We start from the raw sequence: 15,890 nt of genomic DNA on the forward strand, positions 1-15,890 counted from the left end.
CAACTTCCAAGAGGATTCATCAATGGCAAGCTATTCCGAACTCATGGCGCAAGCCCAAACCCTGATGGCACAAGCCGAACAGGCCCGCAAAGACGAACTGTCATCCGTGATTGCCGACATCAAGTCCAAGATGAAACAGTTCGGTATTTCGGTGGCCGACCTCGGGGGTGCGGCCAGCGGCAAGAAGCCGGCGAAATCCAAATCGGTTTCCGCGCCCAAGTACCGCGGCCCCAACGGCGAACTCTGGGCTGGTGGCCCGGGCCGCAAGCCGGAGTGGGTTCGCGCCGTGCTGGCGTCTGGCAAAAGTGTGGAAGACTTCCGCATCTGAGCTCTGGCGCATCGCCGCGAAAAAGCCCGCTTCGGCGGGCTTTTTCGTTGGTGGCGGCTGTCCAGGCGCCTGCTTCAGCGCTGGTGGTACTGGCGGTACCAGGCGACGAAGCGGTTGATGCCCTCGGCCAGGGGCGTGGACGGTGCAAACCCCACCCAGTCGCGCAGGGCCGTGGTGCTGGCATAGGTGGCGGGCACGTCGCCGTCCTGCATGGGCAGAAACTGCTTCTCGGCGGTGCGACCGAGCGCGGCTTCCAGGCAGCCGATGAATTCCAGCAGCGGCACCGGGTCGTGGTTGCCGATGTTGAAGATGCGGTAGGGCGCCGCCCCCGTGTGTTCGGGCGTGGCCGGTTTGTCCAGCACGCGCAGCACGCCCTCGACGATGTCGTCGATGTAGGTGAAGTCGCGTTTCATCTGCCCGTGGTTGAACACCTTGATCGGCAGGCCGGCGAGCACCGCCTGGGTGAACGAGTAGTACGCCATGTCGGGCCGGCCCCAGGGGCCGTAGACCGTGAAGAAGCGCAGGCCGGTGGTGGGCAGGCCGTAGAGGTGGCTGTAGGTGTGGGCCATCAGCTCGTTGGCCTTCTTGGTGGCTGCGTACAGGCTCACCGGGTGGTCGACCGGGTCGGTCTCTTCAAACGGCATCTTGGTGTTGCCGCCATAGACGCTGGAGCTGGACGCATACACCAGGTGGGCCGGCTGCTGCGTGCGGCAGCCTTCGAGCACGTGGCCGAAGCCGGTCAGGTTGCTGTCGAGGTAGGCGTTGGGGTGGGAGATCGAGTAACGCACCCCGGCCTGGGCCGCCAGATGCACCACGCCGTCGAAGCGGTGCGCGGCAAACAGGCGCGCCATGCCTTCCCGGTCTGCGATGTCGATCTGCTCGAAGCGAAAGCCCGCGTGCAGCAGCAGCGGTGCCAGGCGGGCGCGCTTGAGCGCCACGTCGTAGTAGTCGTTGAGGTTGTCGATGCCGAGCACCGTGTCGCCGCGCGCCAGCAGGCGCAGGGCGGTGTGCATGCCGATGAAGCCGGCGGCGCCGGTGAGGAGGATGTGCATGCCGCGATGTTAACCAGCGCGGCATGCGGGACCGGCGGGCGCTCAGCCCTGTTGCCAGAGCACCTTCTTGCCCGAGGCTTCCCAGGCCTCGTAGTGCCGCGCGTACAGGTCTTCAATGCGGTTGCGCTTGACCTTGAAGGTGGGTGTGATCACGTCGTTGTCCACGGTCCACGCGGTGGTGACCACCACCAGACACTGCAGCTGCTCGTGCGGATCGAGCGTGGCGTTGATGGTCTTGAGGTGCGCTGCGAGCGAGGTTTCCAGTTCACTGCGCGCAGCCGCATCGGCCACCTTGGCCACCGCCTCGGCATTGATCATCACGATGCCCAGGGGTTGGCCGAGGTTGGCGCCGGTGACCACGCAGGCTTCCACCGCTTCGTGCATGACCAGCTTGTCCTCGATCGGGGCCGGTGCCACGTACTTGCCCTTGCCGGTCTTGAACAGGTCCTTCACCCGGCCGGTGATGCGCAGCAGACCCTGCTTGTCGATCGAGCCCTTGTCGCCGGTCTTGAGCCAGCCGTCGGCGGTGAAGCTCTCCGCGCTCTTCTCGGGCTCCTTGTAGTAGCCCAGCATCATGGCGGAGTTGCGCATCTGCACCTCGCCGGTGGCGGGGTCGATGCGGTGCTCGACGCCTTCGTAGGCCGGGCCCACCGTGCCTTGCTGGTTCTTGCCTGGCTCGGTGATGTGGGAGAGCGCGAGGTTCTCCGTCATGCCGTAGCCTTCGTTGATGTTCAGGCCCAGCTTGCTGTACCACTGCAGCAGGGCGATGGGCATGGGCGCTGCGCCGCCGGCGGCGAACTTGCACTGGTCCAGGCCCAGCGCCTTCATGACCTTCTTGCGCACGATGCCGCCGAGGATCGGAATGCCCAGCAGTCGGTTGAGTTTGGCCGGCGGCATCTTGTGGTGGATGCCTTGCTGGAACTTGACCCACAGGCGCGGGACCGAGAAGAAGATGGTGGGGCGCGCCCGCTGCAGGTCGGCCGCGAAGGTGTCGAGCGATTCGGCGAAGAACACATGCATGCCCGTGCGCAGCCAGCCGTGTTCGACCAGCATGCGTTCGACCACGTGGGCCAGTGGCAGGTAGGACAGCATGCGGTCGCTGCCGGTCATGGGAATGCGCTTGAGGCCGGCGTCGAGCGCCCAGGCAAAGTTGGCGAAGGTGTGCATCACACCTTTGGGCATGCCGGTGGTGCCCGAGGTGTAGATGAGGGTGGCGAGTTCGTCGCCGTCGCGCACCGGCTCGCCCTTGAGGGGCTGGCTGCGCTTGCAGACCGCGTCCCAGCCCTCGAAGTTCTTCACCGCGTCTGGCGGCGAGAGCGGGTAGCTCATGCAGGGCAGGCCGGCAGGAACGCCCGGCTTCATGCCTTCCCAGCCGTCGAGCTTGCCCACGAAAAGGGCTTTGGCCTCGCTGTGCGAGAGGATCTGGCGGATGGTCTCGGGTGCCAGGGTGGGGTACAAGGGCACCGATACATAGCCCGCCATCCAGATGGCGAGGTCGCTCATCATCCACCAGGCGCAGTTTTTCGAGAGGATGGCCACCTTGGAGCCCGGCTCCCAGCCGTGTGACTGGAGGTGGGCGGCCATGCGGCGAACCTGGTCACCCACTTGGGCCCAGGTGAAATCCTGCACGGCGCCGTTGCCCATGGGCTGCGTGAGGGCAACGCGGTCGGGGGCGGTCTTTTCCCAGTGGTACAGGCGCTGCAAGGCCAACAGTTCTGGCGCAATCTTGGACATGACTCTTGTCTCCGTTGTGGGTGTGACGCAGGAATCTACCAAGGCTGCGGCCTTGTGTTTAGAGGGTTTCACCTGCAAACACCTGCCCAGGTCAAGCCGTGAAGCGCACCGAGAGACCGGACAAGGGCGAGGTGAAGCGGGCCGACCAGTGCTCACCGGGGGCAACCGGCCAGGCGTCGGTCCATGTCCCCGTGGTGACCACATCGCCAGCCTGCAGGTCGGGTGCGCCGGGGCAGGCCCGCAAGGTCTGCGTGAAATGCAGCAGTGCACGCAGTGGGCCGTCGAGCACGTTGGAGCCCTGACCATCCTCGGCAAGCTGATTGTCCTGGAGCAGGCTCACCCGGGCCCCGGCCAGCAGGGTGTCGAGGGCGTTGGCGTCTGCGGCGAGCTCACGCACCGGCGTGCGGCGACCCACCAGCAGGCGTGCGTGCAGGCCGCTGCCGGCCACCGTGTCGGCGGCCTGGAATTTCCAGTCCGGCAGGTGCGACTGCACCACCTCGAAACCGGGGGCCACCCAGTCGATGGCCTCGAACAGGTCGTCCAGCGTCGCCCCGGTAGCGGGTGTGCCCTTCAGGCCGAACACGATTTCGGGCTCGATCCGCGGTTGGCAGGTGTGTGCCAGCGACAGCCTGCCTTCGCCCTCGCACAGGGTGAGCGTGCTGTCCCACACGCTGCCCCAGATGGGTGCAAACACGTTGTAGCGCGGCCAGATCGTGCGGTTGGTGAAGCCCACCTTGTAGCCGCGCGGTTGCTCGCCACGGGCGATGCGCAACTGCCGCACGGCGAGCGCTGTTTCGTAGGCGGCTTCCAGCGTCAACCCGCACGGCGCGGGCCATCGGCTGCCGCGGTCCAGGTGATCAAGCAGGGTTTGTGGCTTCAGGGTGTCGGTGCTGGGTGGCATGTCCGCATCATAGGCATCACGGGGTGGACTTCAACCGGCCGAACAGACTGTGCACCTGGGCGCGAATCCACTGGTGCGCCGGGTCTCTGGCGGTGCTCGCGTGCCAGACTAGGCGCACGTCGTAGCTGGGTGCGGTCGCCCGCGGCAGTTCCCACACCCGCATGTTCATGCGCTGCCCCACGTTGGCCGCGTACATCTGCGGCACGATGGTGAGCAGGTCGGTGTTGAGTGCCAGCTCGGGCAGTGCGCCGAAATGGCGCGCCCGGATCACCACACGATCGCTCAGCTTCAAGCGCTCCAGCATCTGCTCCACACTGCCATGGAAGGTGGCCGTGGGAGCGGCCACCACCAGCGACGACTCCGCCAGCTGGCGCGCACTCAGCGTTCGCCCGGCCTTGCCGCTGGCAGGGCGCCAGCGCGGTGATGTCATGGCCACGTAGTGTTCGCGAAACAGGAGATCGGCGCGCACGCCCCGATGCTGCGGCTGCAGGATGCCGATGGCGAAATCGATCTCGCGCGACTCCAGCGCGGCCGGCACATCGTCGGCGGCCACCGAGATGTTGGTCAGGCGTGCCTGAGGCGCCAGCTGGCGCAGGGCCGCCGCCAGTGGCGGCAGGAACATCATTTCGCCGAGGTCGGACAAGGACAGGCGCCAGCGCAGGTCGCTGCGTGCGGGGTCGAAGTCGTCACGCACGGTCACCGCGGTTTCCAGCAGCTGCAATTGCGTCTGAACCTCGGGTGCCAGGCGCTCGCACAGGCGCGTTGCCTGCAGGCCGCCGGGCGAACGCACGAAGAGGTCGTCCTGGAAGTAGTCGCGCAGCCGGGCCAGCGCGTTGCTCGTCGCGGGCTGGGAGAGTGAAAGGGCCTTGCCGGCGGCGGTCACCGAGCCGGTGCGGTGGATGGCCGCGAGCACACGCAGCAGGTTGAGATCGAGTTGCCGGAAGTTCATCTGAAGACCTCTAAGGGTTGTCCCGGATTATCCATCTCATGAATGCACCTAATCAGATCAATCCATTGGCCAGATGGTGCTGTACGTCCTAGATTCCGTGCTCAACACAAGGAGACACGCGGTTGGAACGTTCATTCCACAATGAAATTGAAGCGCTGAAACTCGGCCAGGGCGAGACCTTCCAGGGCGAGGGCATCCTCGCCGTGACCAAGGCATTGCTGCAGTCGGGCGTGACCTACGTGGGTGGTTACCAGGGCTCACCGATCTCGCACCTGCTTGACGTGATGGTGCAGGCCAAACCCTACATGGACGAGCTCGGTGTGCATGTGGAAGCATGCACGAACGAGAGCTCGGCCGCGGCCATGCTGGCTGCGTCCATCATGTACCCGGTGCGCGGCGCGGTGACCTGGAAGTCGGTGGTGGGCACCAACGTGGCGTCCGACGCCTTGTCGAACCTGGCCTCACCCGGCGTGATGGGTGGCGCGGTGATCGTGGTGGGCGAGGACTACGGCGAGGGTGCGAGCGTGATCCAGGAACGCACGCATGCGTTTGCCATGAAGTCGGCGCTGTGGCTCATGGACCCACGGCCCAACCTGCCCACCATCGTGCGCATGACGGAAAAGGCGTTCGAGCTGTCGGAGGCGTCGAACACGCCGGTGATGATCGAGCTGCGCATCCGCGCCTGCCACGTGCAGGGCAGCTTTGTGGCCAGCGACAACATCGCGCCCGCCATCTCAAGCCGCCACCTGCAGCAGGAAGCCGCCAGCTTCAACTACGACCGTCTCTCGCACCCGCCCGCGACCTTCCGCCACGAAAAGCTGAAGTACGAGGTGCGCATGCCCGCCGCGCGCAAGTTCATCGAAGAGGCAGGCCTCAACGAACACTTCGACGGTCAGCATGCCGATGTGGGTCTGATCGTGCAGGGCGGTCTGTACAACACCACCATCCGCGCGTTGCAGCAGGCCGGCCTGGGCAACGCCGCCGGGGAGACCCACCTGCCCATGCTGGTGCTCAACGTGGTGTACCCCCTGGTGCCTGGCCAGATAGCGGCTTTCTGTGCCGGCAAACGCGCGGTGCTGGTGATTGAAGAGGGCCAGCCCGAGTTCATCGAACAGGACATTGCCACGCTGCTTCGCCGAGCCGACCTGCAGGCCCGCCTGCACGGCAAGGATCTGCTGCCCATGGGCGGCGAATACACCGCAGAAACGCTGTTGAAGGGAATCACGGCGTTTGTGGGTGAACACCTGCCCACGCTCGACACGGCGGTGGCGCAGCGCTTCAGCTCCGACCTGGCCGAGACACGCACGCGCGCCCTCGCTGAGCTCGGCGGCGGTGTGCCCGCACGTCCGCCCAATTTCTGCACCGGTTGCCCGGAGCGTCCGGTGTTTGCCGCGCTCAAGCTGGTCGAGCGCGAGGTCGGCAAGCTGCACATCTCCACCGACATCGGTTGCCATTCGTTCGCCACCTTCGAGCCGTTTTCGTTTGGCAACTCCATCCTCGGCTACGGCATGAGCATGGCGTCGAGTGCGGCGGTGAAGAACTTCTCGGCCAAACGACCGATTGCCATCATGGGCGACGGTGGCTTCTGGCACAACGGCCTTCTCTCAGGCGTGAGCTCGACCCTGCTCAATCAGGGCGACGGTGTGTTGGTGATCATGAAGAACGGTTACACCTCGGCCACCGGCACGCAGGAGACCATGTCCACGCCCGCGTCGGACGCGCGCATGCTCGCCGAGGGGGCGAGCGCCACGGTCAACGAACTCACCATCGAGAACACGCTCAAGGGCATGGGTGTGAAGTGGATCAGGACGGTGCACAACTACCGCGTGTCCCAGGTGCGTGATCTGCTGAAAGAGGCGGTCAACTCACCATTCACTGGTCTGAAGGTTGTGATCGCCGAGGGCGAATGCCAGCTCGAGCGCCAGCGCCGCCTGAAGCCGATCCGCGCGCGCCGGCTGAAGGAAGGACGGCGCAGCGTGCGCACGCGCTACGGCGTGGACGAAGACACCTGCACCGGCGACCACTCGTGCATCCGCCTCTCGGGATGCCCCACGCTCACCGTCAAGGAGACTGCCGACCCCTTGCGGCGTGAACCGGTGGCTCACGTCACCAACGGCTGCGTGGGCTGTGGCTTGTGCGGCGAGGTGGCCGACGCTGCCGTGCTCTGCCCCTCGTTCCACAAGGTCGAGATCGTCACCCACCCGAGCTGGTGGGACCGCACCACCGACCGTCTCAACCGTTTCTTCATCGGCCTGTTGCAGCCGGCCTGAGCCATGAACCCATCAACGACTTCTTACGGCATCCTGATCGCAGCCTTGGGCGGCGAGGGCGGCGGCGTGCTGGCTGACTGGCTGGTGCAGTGCGCCCTGCGCCACGGCTTGCCGGTGCAGGCCACCTCGGTGCCCGGCGTGGCGCAACGCACGGGGGCCACCAGCTATTACATCGAGCTGCTGCGCGAGCCCTTGCCCGGCGCCGCGTCACCCGTGTTCGGCCTGACGCCGGTGCCCAGCTGCGTGGACGTGGTGGTGGCCAGCGAACTGCTGGAAGCCGCACGCATGGTCGAGCGGGGGTTTGTCACCGCCCGCACCACCTTGCTGTCGTCAACCCACCGCGTCTACACCACGCTGGAGAAGATGCACATGGCCGACGGCCGGCAGGACCCGCAGCGCCTGCTGGACGCGGCGCGCGCGATGGCCCGGCACACCGTGCTGTTCGACATGGAGGCCACGGCCGTGCAGACCGGCACGGTGATCTCGGCCGTGATGTTCGGTGCGCTCGCCGGTGCCGGTGTGTTGCCCTGGCCGCGCAGCGTGTGCGAAGACGTGATTCGCGAAGCGGGCAAGGGCGTTCAGGCCAGCCTGGCCGGCTTTGCTGCCGCGTTTGATGAAGCGCACCAGCCAGCAAAGCCCGAGCCCGTGGTGTCGCTCGATGCGCTGCAGGTCCTGGCCGAAGCCCATTTGCCCGTGCCTTTGCGGCAGGCCTGGACGGTGCGCCTGCAAGTCTGGTCCGCCTCGGTGCAACTGCTCGCTGCACACGGCGCCTTGCGATGCCGCGATTACCAGCACGATGCCTACGCCAACGACTTCCTGGAGAACGTGCGGGGGCTGGTGGCTGCGTCCACGCCTGCAGCGGCTGAAGCGCTGGACGAGGCGGTGCGCCATCTCGCGCTGTGGATGTGCTTTGAAGACGTGATCCGCGTGGCCGACCTCAAGACGCGGCGCAGCCGCTACGCGCGGGTGGCCCTGGAGGCGCAGGCGAGCCCGGGCGACATCGTCCGGGTCACCGAACACTTCAAGCCCGGTATCGACGAAGTGGCCGCCGTGCTGCCGCGCGCACTCGGCGAGCGACTGGTCTCGCTGGCCACCCGGCGGGGCTGGATGGGACGGGCCCATGTGGGCCTGCACATCCGCTCCACCAGCCTGTGGGGCTTCCTCATGCTGCGCGGCTTGGCCTGGTTGCGCCCGCTGCGCCCTCGCTCGCTGCGTTATGCGCAGGAACACGAGACGCTGCGCGTGTGGCTGGGCGCCATGCGCCAGGTGTTGCCACAGGCGCCCGCGCTGGCCCTGGTGCTCAGTGGCCTGCCGCAGGTGCTCAAGGGCTATGGCGACACGCAGGCGCGTGGCCGCCTGAACTACGCGCGCCTGTGGGCCGAACACGTGGTGCCGGCACTCACCGGCGCCGTGGCCGCCGACACCGCGGCGGATGGTCTGCGCGCCGCGCTCAAGGCCACGCTGGCCGATCCCGAAGGAAAACTCAACACCGCGCACCGGCCCCCGGCCGGTGCCCAACCCATCTTCTGGGCCGCCCGGCCCACGAAGGAAGCGCCACTGAGCACGGGCGCCTGAAGCCTGCACCGACAGACATCCACCACAACAGGAGACACACCATGAAGACCCCCAACCACAACGCCCTGCGTGCCGTTGCCGCCGCCACACTGCTGCTCGCCGCCATGGGCGCGTACGCGCAAGACAAGCCGGTGGAGATGAAATTCGCCCACTGGCTCCCGGCCATGCACCCGCTGGCCAAGCTCGGCTTCGAGCCATGGGCCAAGTCGGTGGAGGCGGCCTCCAAGGGGTCGATCAAGGTGGCGCTGTTTCCCGCGCAGCAACTCGGCAAGGCGGCCGACCACTTCGACATGGCACGCGACGGCATCGCCGAGATGACCTGGGTCAACCCCGGCTACCAGGCGGGCCGTTTCCCCATCGTGGCTGCCGGCGAGCTGCCTTTCCTGATCGGCAAGCCCGGTCCGGGATCGGCCGGTCTGGACGCCTGGTACCGCAAATACGCAGGGACCGAAATGAAGGACGTGAAGTTCTGTTTCGCCCACGTGCACGTCGGCACCTTCCACGCCAAGAAGCCCATCACCGAACCCGCCCAGCTCAAGGGCATGAAGATCCGTTCGGCCAACGGCACCGTGGCCCAAACCATGACCTTGCTGGGCGCCACCAACGTGCAGGTGTCGGCGCCCGAGTCGCGCGATGCGCTCGACAAAGGCCTGGCCGATGCCATCACCTTCCCGTGGAACTCCATCATTTCCTTCGGCATCGACAAGGCCGTGAAGTACCACAGCGACATGCGCCTGTACACGTCGGACTTTGTGTGGGTCATGAACAAGCCCTGGTACGACAAGCTGGCCGCGGGTCAGAAGAAGGTGATCGACGACCACTGCAACAACGAGTGGGCCGGCAAGGTGGGTGCGGCCTGGGGCGACGAGGAAGACGCTGGCCAGGGCAAGCTGGAGAAGACGGCTGGCCACACCATCGTGCCGATCACGCCGGCCCAGCTCGACGTCTGGAAGAAGGCGGTGGAGCCTGTCTACACCCAGTGGGTCAAGGCCGCTGACGGCGTGGGTGTGCCAGGGCAGGCCGCGTTGGACGACCTGCGCAAGGAACTGGCGGCGCGCAAGGCCACCAACTGATGAAGCGCGCGCTCTCGGCCATCGAGACGATGGCCGCTCTCTCGTTGCTGTTGATCGCGGTGCTGACCGCGGGCAACGTGCTGCTGCGCTACGCCTTCAGCGTGCAGATCCCCGACTGGTTCGACGGCTCGCGCATGCTTCAGGGTATTGCGCTGTGCTGGGGCATCGCGCTGGCCACCTACTACGGCACGCACATCTGTGTGGATCTGCTGTGGGAGAGCCTCAAGCCCGCCGGCCAGCGTTGGGTGGACCTGATCGGCACCACCGTGACCGCCGCTTTCCTGTTCCCCATGGCCTGGATGGTCTGGGTCAAGGTGGGTGGCACCGGCAGCCAGGGAACCATGGACCTGCGCCTGCCGCTGCAGTGGTTTTATGCGGCAGGGGCTGCGGGCGCCAGCGTGGCAGCGCTGTTGGCGCTGGTGCGGCTGGTGCATCTGTGGCAAGGCAGTGCGGCCAGTGCCGACGGCAGCAGCGACGAATTGGACGGGGCTGCTCATGGATCGTGATCTGGTGGCCTTGCTGGGCTTCGTGGCCATGTTCGGCCTCATGGCGGTGCGCGTGCCCATCGGGGTGGCCATGGGAATTGCCGGGGTGGGCGGTTTTGCCGCGCTCACCGGCCTGCAGCCTGGCCTCAACCTGCTGGCCAACGTGCCGCTGTCGGTGCTCACCGACTACAACCTCAGCGTCATTCCGATGTTCATCCTGATGGGGGCGTTTGCCTCGCAGTCGGGCATGAGCACCGAACTTTTTGCGGCGGGCCGGGCGTGGCTCGGGCACCGGCGCGGCGGTCTGGCGCTGGCGTCCATTGCGGCCTGTGGCGGCTTTTCGGCCATCAACGGTTCGTCGGTGGCCACGGCCGCCACCATGACGCAGGTGGCCCTGCCGGAGATGCGCCGTGCTGGCTACAGCCCGGGCTTCTCGGCCGGGCTGATTGCCGCTGGGGGCACGCTGGGCATCATGATCCCGCCCTCGGTGATCCTTGTGCTCTACGGGATCATGACCGAGACGGACATCACCAAGCTCTTCGCCGCCGGCATCATCCCCGGCCTCATGGCCGTGGCTTTTTACTGTGTGGTGGTGGCCATCGTCGCGCGGTTGCGGCCCGAGGCCATGCCACGCGGCGAGCGCCACAGCTGGGCCGAGCGCTTTGCCTCGCTGCGCGCGCTGTGGGCGGTGGTGGTCTTGTTCGTGTTCGTGCTGGGCGGGATCTACGGCGGGTTGTTCACGGTGCAGGAAGCCGCGGGTGTGGGCGCCGTGGGCACGCTGTGTATCGGCATGCTGCGTCGGCGCCTGGGATGGAAACAGATCAAGTCGGCACTCATCGGGGCGCTGCGCGTGTCGTCGGCCATCATGCTGATCGTGGTGGGCGCTTACCTGTTTGGCTACTTCCTCACCATCACCCAGTTCACGCAAAACGCGGTGGACTTTCTGGTGCACCTGCCGGTGGGGCCTTACGGCGTGCTGGCGCTGATCATGGTGGGCTACCTGATCCTGGGGGCCGTGATGGACGAACTGGCCATGATCCTGCTGACCGTGCCCATCGTGTTCCCGGCCATGATGCAGCTCGGGTTCGACCCGGTGTGGTTCGGCGTGATCGTGGTGATGGCGGTGACCTTCGGCATGATCTGCCCGCCCGTGGGCATGAATGTGTTCGTCATCAACTCGATCGCACGCGACGTGTCGCTGGGCGCGATCTACAAGGGCACCATGCCTTTCATTGCGGTGGATGTGTTGCGCCTGCTCATCCTGTGTGCCTTCCCGGCCATTTCACTCTGGTTGCCGGGTTTCATGCAGTAGCGAAGCGGCCCCCAGCCGGTATGCTGGGGGCCATGACTTCACACACCCTTGAATTGATCACCGGGGGCAACCCCGCCGCCGCACCCGTGGCCAGCATCGTCGTGCTGCACGGCCTGGGCGCCGATGGCAACGACTTCGTGCCGATCGCGCAAGAGCTGGATCTGGACGCCATTGGTCCGGTGCGCTTCGTGTTCCCCAGTGCGCCGGTGCGTCCGGTCACGCTCAACGGTGGCTACGAGATGCGCGCCTGGTATGACATCCACCCGCCCATTGGTCAGTCCCGGCTGGAAGACGAAGTCGGTCTGCGCGAGTCCTGTGCCCTGGTGCAGGGCCTGCTGGACCGTGAAGCGGCGCGCGGTGTGCCACCCGCGCGCACCGTGCTCATGGGCTTCTCGCAGGGCTGCGCGATGGCGCTCATGGCCGGGTTGCGGGCACCCCGGCGCCTGGCCGGTCTGGTCGGCTTGTCGGGTTACCTGCCGCTGGCAGCCAGCACGGCGGCTGAACGTTCCCAAGCCAACCGCGACGTGCCGATCTTTCTCGCGCACGGCGCGCACGATCCGGTGGTGGTGCTCGATCGCGGCGCCGAGTCGCGCGACGCCCTGCAGGCGCTGGGTTGCGCGGTCGACTGGCACACCTACCCGATGGAGCATTCGGTGTGCCCGCAGGAAGTGGCCGACCTGAACGCCTGGCTGGTGCGTCGGCTGGCAAGGCCCTGATGCCGGACGCCGGAGGCTTCTTCACGCGCCGCTGGCGCGCCGAGGTGCCGCTTCACCTGCTGTTCTGGCGCGACATGCTGCTGGTGGGCAGCTTGATCAACGTGTTGCTCACCGGCGTGGCCTTGGCCCTGGTCGCGGCGGGCGGCAGCGTGGCCCTGGCCGCCGCCGTGCACTTCTCACCCCTGCCGTTCAACCTGTTCCTGGTGGCCTCGGTCTGGCGCCTGCCCGCCGGCGGCGCTCTTCGCTGGGCGTCGCTGGTGTGGCTGGTTGCGGTCACCCTGGTGTGAATTCACGGCTGCGCGCCAGCTGTTGGCGCAGCCACAGGCCCAGGGTCTGGCCATAGAGAATGAGCGCCAGCGCCAGCAGGATCAGCGGCATGGCGACGAACACCCAGCCGGTGAGTTGCTCTGCGCCCAGCATCACGCCCACGCACAGGGCCACCACCGGGTTCACGAACGAATAGCTGCCCGCCAGCGCAGCGGTGGTGTTTTTCAGCAGCCACAGGTAGGCATTGAGGGTGACCAGCGTGCCCATCACCACGAGGTAGATCCAGGCCATCGCGGAGGCTGCACTGACCTGTGACCCGTCCCACTGGCGCGCGCCGGGCTCAAACACCATGGCCACGACCACGCCAAGCAAGCCGCCGATCAGCCATTGCGCACCTGAGGCCATGGCCGGGGCGGGCAGCACCAGCCTGCGCGACGCGTACGAACCCAGGCTCCAGCACAGCGGCGCCGCGAACGCCAGCACCGCGCCCAGCGGGGTGGCCGAAAAATCGCCTTCCAGCGCCAGCACCAAGGCGCCCAGCGCGCCCAGTGCCAGCCCGATCCAGCTGGTGACGGGCACCCGTTCGCCGCCCCAGCGCGTCCACAGCGCGAGCCACATGGGCATGGTGGTGACCACCGTGGCCATCAGGCCCGAGCCGATGCCCAGGCGCTGCGCCAGCACCACCAGGGCCATGGCGGCAAACGCCATCAGCGAACCGATGAGGGCGCTGCTGCGCCATTGCACGGCCGTGGGCCAGGGCAGCCCCTGCCAGCGGGCGATGGCCAGCATCACGGCACCGGCGGCCACAAAGCGCACGCCCGTGCGCTGGAAGACGTGCTCTACAAGATCAAGGCCATTCCCGGCGTGGCGCGCACCACCAGCACGGTGGTGCTCAACACCGAGTTCCAAGAACGGCCGCTGCAGTGGCCGGTTTCGCCCGAGACCTGAAGACAGCCCGCCGGCAGCAGGAACTGGGCGCGGAAGCCCCGGCTTTTCGGGGGATGGATCGGGCCGGAGATCACCAGAATGGGCAGGGGTCGGATTCAAGTCCGACAGGTTGCAACCGATAAGGATTCACATCCGCTGGATGCCCTTCAACCCAGTCACCTATGGAGTTTTCATGAAACTGAACCGAGCCCTCATGCTGGCCACGCTGGCTGTCTCTGCCTCCTTTGCCCACGCTGCCGACCCCAAGGCCACCATCGCCGATCTCGACGCCCGCCTGGGCAAGATCGGCGCACCGCGTGTCGAGGGCACCGACACCGTGGCTGGCAAAGCCGTGCCCGCGATCTTTTTCGGCGAGCGCAAGATCAACAACAACTTCGATGTGGTCGACGGCATCCGCAAGAGCCACCAGGCCACCGCCACCGTGTTCGTCAAGGACGGCGAGGAGTTCGTGCGTGTGAGCACCAACGTGCTCACGCCCGAAGGCAAGCGCGGTGTGGGCACGCAACTCGCCCGCAACGCCGCCTATGAAGCCGTGAGCAAGGGCCAGCAGTACTGCGGCCCCATCGACGTGCTCGGCACCGCCTTCGACGCTTGCTACAACCCCATCAAGGACGCTGGCGGCAAGATCATTGGCGTGAGCTACATCGGTCACAAGAAGTGACGGGAGTGGCGCGATGAAAAACCTTCCCAATCCTTTTGGCTGGCTGCGTCGACTGACCGTGGGTCAGCAGCTGTTCGGTGCGTTTGCGTCCATCCTGGTGTTGACGGCCGCACTCGGCGCCACTGCCCTGGTCGGCCTGCGCAGCGTGGATTCCGAAGCCATCGCGCTGTCCCAGAAATGGCTCAAGGGCGTGGGTGCCCTGTCGGATGCCCGAGCGCTGGCGGTCGAGTACCGCGAATTCGAGATCAAGCACAGCCGCACCGAAGACGGCAGCTACCACGCCGAGTACGAAGACAAGATGAAGGAGGCCGGCAAGTCGCTGCAGGCCTTGTTCGCCGGTTACCAGGAACGTGTGTCGGGCGAGCAGGAGACGGCGTTGACCACAGCGCTGTCCACCGCCTGGGCCGCCTACCTGCAGGCCAACGAAAAGGTCATCAAGCTCGGCCGCGACAAGCAGCAGGTGGACGCCGCCGACATCGCCGACGGCCTCTCCAGCATGGCGTTCGACGAACTGGTGTCGGGCCTCAACGGCCTGATCCAGTACAACTACGACGGCGGTGAAACATCGGCCGCGCACGTGACCGCGGTGTACGACCAGGCGCGTTTTGCCGTCATGGGGCTGATCGGCCTGGCGCTGGTGTTCGGCATCGCGCTGGCACTGATGATCACCCGCAACATGCTCAGGCAGCTGGGCGGCGAGCCGCGCACCGCGGTGAGCATTGCGCGGGCCGTGGCCGAGGGCGACCTCACCACACCGATCCATCTCAAGGCGGGCGACACCGACAGCCTGCTGGCCTGGCTGCAGACCATGCAGCAAGGCCTGTCCAAGGCCGTGACCGATGTGCGCCGCAGTTCGGACTATGTGTCCCACGCCAGCGGCGAGATCGCCTCGGGCAACCAGGACCTGTCGGCCCGCACCGAGCAGCAGGCCAGCGAACTGCAGCAGACCGCCGCCACCATGGAACAGCTGGGCACGACCGTGCGCCACAACGCCGACAACGCGCGCCAGGCCAGCCAGCTGGCCCAGAGCGCGTCCAGCGTGGCGATCCAGGGGGGTGAAGTGGTGGGCCGCGTGGTGCAGACCATGAAGGGCATCAACGAAAGCAGCCGCAAGATCAGCGACATCATCGGTGTGATCGACGGCATCGCCTTCCAGACCAACATCCTGGCGCTCAACGCCGCAGTGGAAGCGGCACGGGCCGGGGAGCAGGGCCGCGGCTTCGCGGTGGTGGCTGGCGAGGTGCGCAACCTGGCTCAGCGCAGCGCCGAGGCCGCCAAGGAAATCAAGGGCCTGATCGGCGCCAGCGTGGACCGTGTCGAGCAAGGCTCGGCGCTGGTCGACCAGGCCGGCACCACCATGCAGGAAGTGGTGTCCTCGATCCGCCGCGTGAGCGACATCGTGGGCGAGATCAGCGCAGCGAGTTCCGAGCAGAGCTCGGGCGTGGCGCAGGTCGGCCAGGCCATCACCCGCATGGACCAGGGCACGCAGCAGAACGCCGCGCTGGTGGAACAAAGTGCCGCAGCGGCCGACAGCCTCAAGCAGCAGGCCTTGCAGCTGGTGGAGTCGGTGGCGGTCTTCAAGACCGGCGTGGCGCGCGCCTGAAGCCGGGCCGCGCCCA

At 66.7% G+C, this 15,890-nt stretch carries 15 protein-coding genes; 10 read left to right on the forward strand and 5 right to left on the reverse strand.

Annotation, left to right across the window (positions count from 1 at the left end; translation table 11 throughout):
- Positions 1-22: 22 nt before the first annotated feature.
- Entirely contained in the window at positions 23-328 is a 306-nt protein-coding gene (locus QUV35_RS12620; protein WP_300874432.1) for an H-NS histone family protein, read from the forward strand.
- Positions 329-402: 74 nt separating this feature from the next.
- Here the strand turns inward: QUV35_RS12620 and QUV35_RS12625 are convergent, their stop codons facing one another.
- The 4 genes from QUV35_RS12625 to QUV35_RS12640 all read right to left on the reverse strand — a co-directional run bounded on the left by QUV35_RS12625 (position 403) and on the right by QUV35_RS12640 (position 4,964).
- The gene (locus QUV35_RS12625) at positions 403-1,380 is read right to left on the reverse strand and encodes an NAD-dependent epimerase (protein ID WP_300874435.1); all 978 of its coding nucleotides are present in this window, start codon (positions 1,378-1,380) and stop codon (positions 403-405) included.
- Between the two features lie 42 nt (positions 1,381-1,422).
- Positions 1,423-3,114 carry an AMP-binding protein gene (locus tag QUV35_RS12630; protein ID WP_300874438.1) on the reverse strand — a complete coding sequence of 564 codons (1,692 nt, stop codon included), beginning with the start codon at positions 3,112-3,114 and terminating at the stop codon, positions 1,423-1,425.
- Positions 3,115-3,205: 91 nt separating this feature from the next.
- The gene (locus QUV35_RS12635) at positions 3,206-4,015 is read right to left on the reverse strand and encodes a fumarylacetoacetate hydrolase family protein (protein WP_300874440.1); all 810 of its coding nucleotides are present in this window, start codon (positions 4,013-4,015) and stop codon (positions 3,206-3,208) included.
- Positions 4,016-4,031: 16 nt separating this feature from the next.
- On the reverse strand, positions 4,032-4,964 hold the full coding sequence (locus tag QUV35_RS12640) for a LysR family transcriptional regulator (protein WP_300874442.1): 933 nt from the start codon (positions 4,962-4,964) through the stop codon (positions 4,032-4,034).
- Positions 4,965-5,086: 122 nt separating this feature from the next.
- Here QUV35_RS12640 and QUV35_RS12645 point away from each other — a divergent pair, with 122 nt between their 5' ends.
- Genes QUV35_RS12645 through QUV35_RS12675 form a run of 7 tightly spaced genes read left to right on the forward strand, consistent with a single transcriptional unit; the run spans position 5,087 to position 12,682 of the window.
- On the forward strand, positions 5,087-7,234 hold the full coding sequence (locus tag QUV35_RS12645; RefSeq protein WP_300874444.1) for an indolepyruvate ferredoxin oxidoreductase subunit alpha: 2,148 nt from the start codon (positions 5,087-5,089) through the stop codon (positions 7,232-7,234).
- Positions 7,235-7,237: 3 nt separating this feature from the next.
- Positions 7,238-8,809: an indolepyruvate oxidoreductase subunit beta family protein gene (locus tag QUV35_RS12650; protein WP_300874446.1), complete on the forward strand. Its 1,572-nt coding sequence runs from the start codon at positions 7,238-7,240 to the stop codon at positions 8,807-8,809.
- A gap of 41 nt (positions 8,810-8,850) precedes the next feature.
- The gene (locus QUV35_RS12655) at positions 8,851-9,882 is read left to right on the forward strand and encodes a TRAP transporter substrate-binding protein (RefSeq protein WP_300874449.1); all 1,032 of its coding nucleotides are present in this window, start codon (positions 8,851-8,853) and stop codon (positions 9,880-9,882) included.
- Entirely contained in the window at positions 9,882-10,388 is a 507-nt protein-coding gene (locus QUV35_RS12660) for a TRAP transporter small permease (RefSeq protein WP_300874452.1), read from the forward strand. The genes QUV35_RS12655 and QUV35_RS12660 overlap by 1 nt, the downstream gene beginning before the upstream one ends.
- Complete coding sequence (locus QUV35_RS12665; RefSeq protein WP_300874454.1) at positions 10,378-11,679, forward strand: TRAP transporter large permease; 1,302 nt, start codon at positions 10,378-10,380, stop codon at positions 11,677-11,679. Before QUV35_RS12660 ends, QUV35_RS12665 begins: the two co-directional genes overlap by 11 nt.
- Positions 11,680-11,711: 32 nt before the next feature.
- Positions 11,712-12,395, forward strand: a complete 684-nt coding sequence (locus QUV35_RS12670; RefSeq protein ID WP_300874456.1) for a carboxylesterase — start codon at positions 11,712-11,714, stop codon at positions 12,393-12,395.
- A complete protein-coding gene (locus tag QUV35_RS12675; protein ID WP_300874458.1) occupies positions 12,395-12,682 on the forward strand; it encodes a hypothetical protein in 288 nt (95 codons plus the stop codon). Before QUV35_RS12670 ends, QUV35_RS12675 begins: the two co-directional genes overlap by 1 nt.
- On the opposite strand, the gene QUV35_RS12680 is transcribed toward QUV35_RS12675, so the two are convergent.
- Positions 12,669-13,478: an EamA family transporter gene (locus QUV35_RS12680; RefSeq protein ID WP_300874460.1), complete on the reverse strand. Its 810-nt coding sequence runs from the start codon at positions 13,476-13,478 to the stop codon at positions 12,669-12,671. The genes QUV35_RS12675 and QUV35_RS12680 overlap by 14 nt on opposite strands.
- A 304-nt stretch (positions 13,479-13,782) precedes the next feature.
- Between QUV35_RS12680 and QUV35_RS12685 the strand changes: the two genes are divergently transcribed.
- The gene (locus QUV35_RS12685; protein ID WP_300874462.1) at positions 13,783-14,271 is read left to right on the forward strand and encodes a Cache 3/Cache 2 fusion domain-containing protein; all 489 of its coding nucleotides are present in this window, start codon (positions 13,783-13,785) and stop codon (positions 14,269-14,271) included.
- A gap of 13 nt (positions 14,272-14,284) precedes the next feature.
- Entirely contained in the window at positions 14,285-15,874 is a 1,590-nt protein-coding gene (locus QUV35_RS12690) for a methyl-accepting chemotaxis protein (RefSeq protein WP_300874464.1), read from the forward strand.
- Positions 15,875-15,890 lie beyond the last annotated feature (16 nt).

This window comes from Hydrogenophaga sp. (assembly GCF_030373225.1).
GTDB lineage: Bacteria > Pseudomonadota > Gammaproteobacteria > Burkholderiales > Burkholderiaceae_C > Hydrogenophaga.

Bases quoted from the DNA above. Each gene is read 5' to 3' on its own strand.
- QUV35_RS12635 (WP_300874440.1), bottom strand. From the start codon at position 4,015: ATGCCACCCAGCACCGACACCCTGAAGCCACAAACCCTGCTTGATCAC.
- QUV35_RS12685 (WP_300874462.1), top strand. From the start codon at position 13,783: ATGAAACTGAACCGAGCCCTCATGCTGGCCACGCTGGCTGTCTCTGCC.
- QUV35_RS12670 (WP_300874456.1), top strand. From the start codon at position 11,712: ATGACTTCACACACCCTTGAATTGATCACCGGGGGCAACCCCGCCGCC.
- QUV35_RS12630 (WP_300874438.1), bottom strand. From the start codon at position 3,114: ATGTCCAAGATTGCGCCAGAACTGTTGGCCTTGCAGCGCCTGTACCAC.
- QUV35_RS12640 (WP_300874442.1), bottom strand. From the start codon at position 4,964: ATGAACTTCCGGCAACTCGATCTCAACCTGCTGCGTGTGCTCGCGGCC.
- QUV35_RS12665 (WP_300874454.1), top strand. From the start codon at position 10,378: ATGGATCGTGATCTGGTGGCCTTGCTGGGCTTCGTGGCCATGTTCGGC.
- QUV35_RS12655 (WP_300874449.1), top strand. From the start codon at position 8,851: ATGAAGACCCCCAACCACAACGCCCTGCGTGCCGTTGCCGCCGCCACA.
- QUV35_RS12660 (WP_300874452.1), top strand. From the start codon at position 9,882: ATGAAGCGCGCGCTCTCGGCCATCGAGACGATGGCCGCTCTCTCGTTG.
- QUV35_RS12625 (WP_300874435.1), bottom strand. From the start codon at position 1,380: ATGCACATCCTCCTCACCGGCGCCGCCGGCTTCATCGGCATGCACACC.
- QUV35_RS12675 (WP_300874458.1), top strand. From the start codon at position 12,395: ATGCCGGACGCCGGAGGCTTCTTCACGCGCCGCTGGCGCGCCGAGGTG.
- QUV35_RS12620 (WP_300874432.1), top strand. From the start codon at position 23: ATGGCAAGCTATTCCGAACTCATGGCGCAAGCCCAAACCCTGATGGCA.
- QUV35_RS12690 (WP_300874464.1), top strand. From the start codon at position 14,285: ATGAAAAACCTTCCCAATCCTTTTGGCTGGCTGCGTCGACTGACCGTG.
- QUV35_RS12650 (WP_300874446.1), top strand. From the start codon at position 7,238: ATGAACCCATCAACGACTTCTTACGGCATCCTGATCGCAGCCTTGGGC.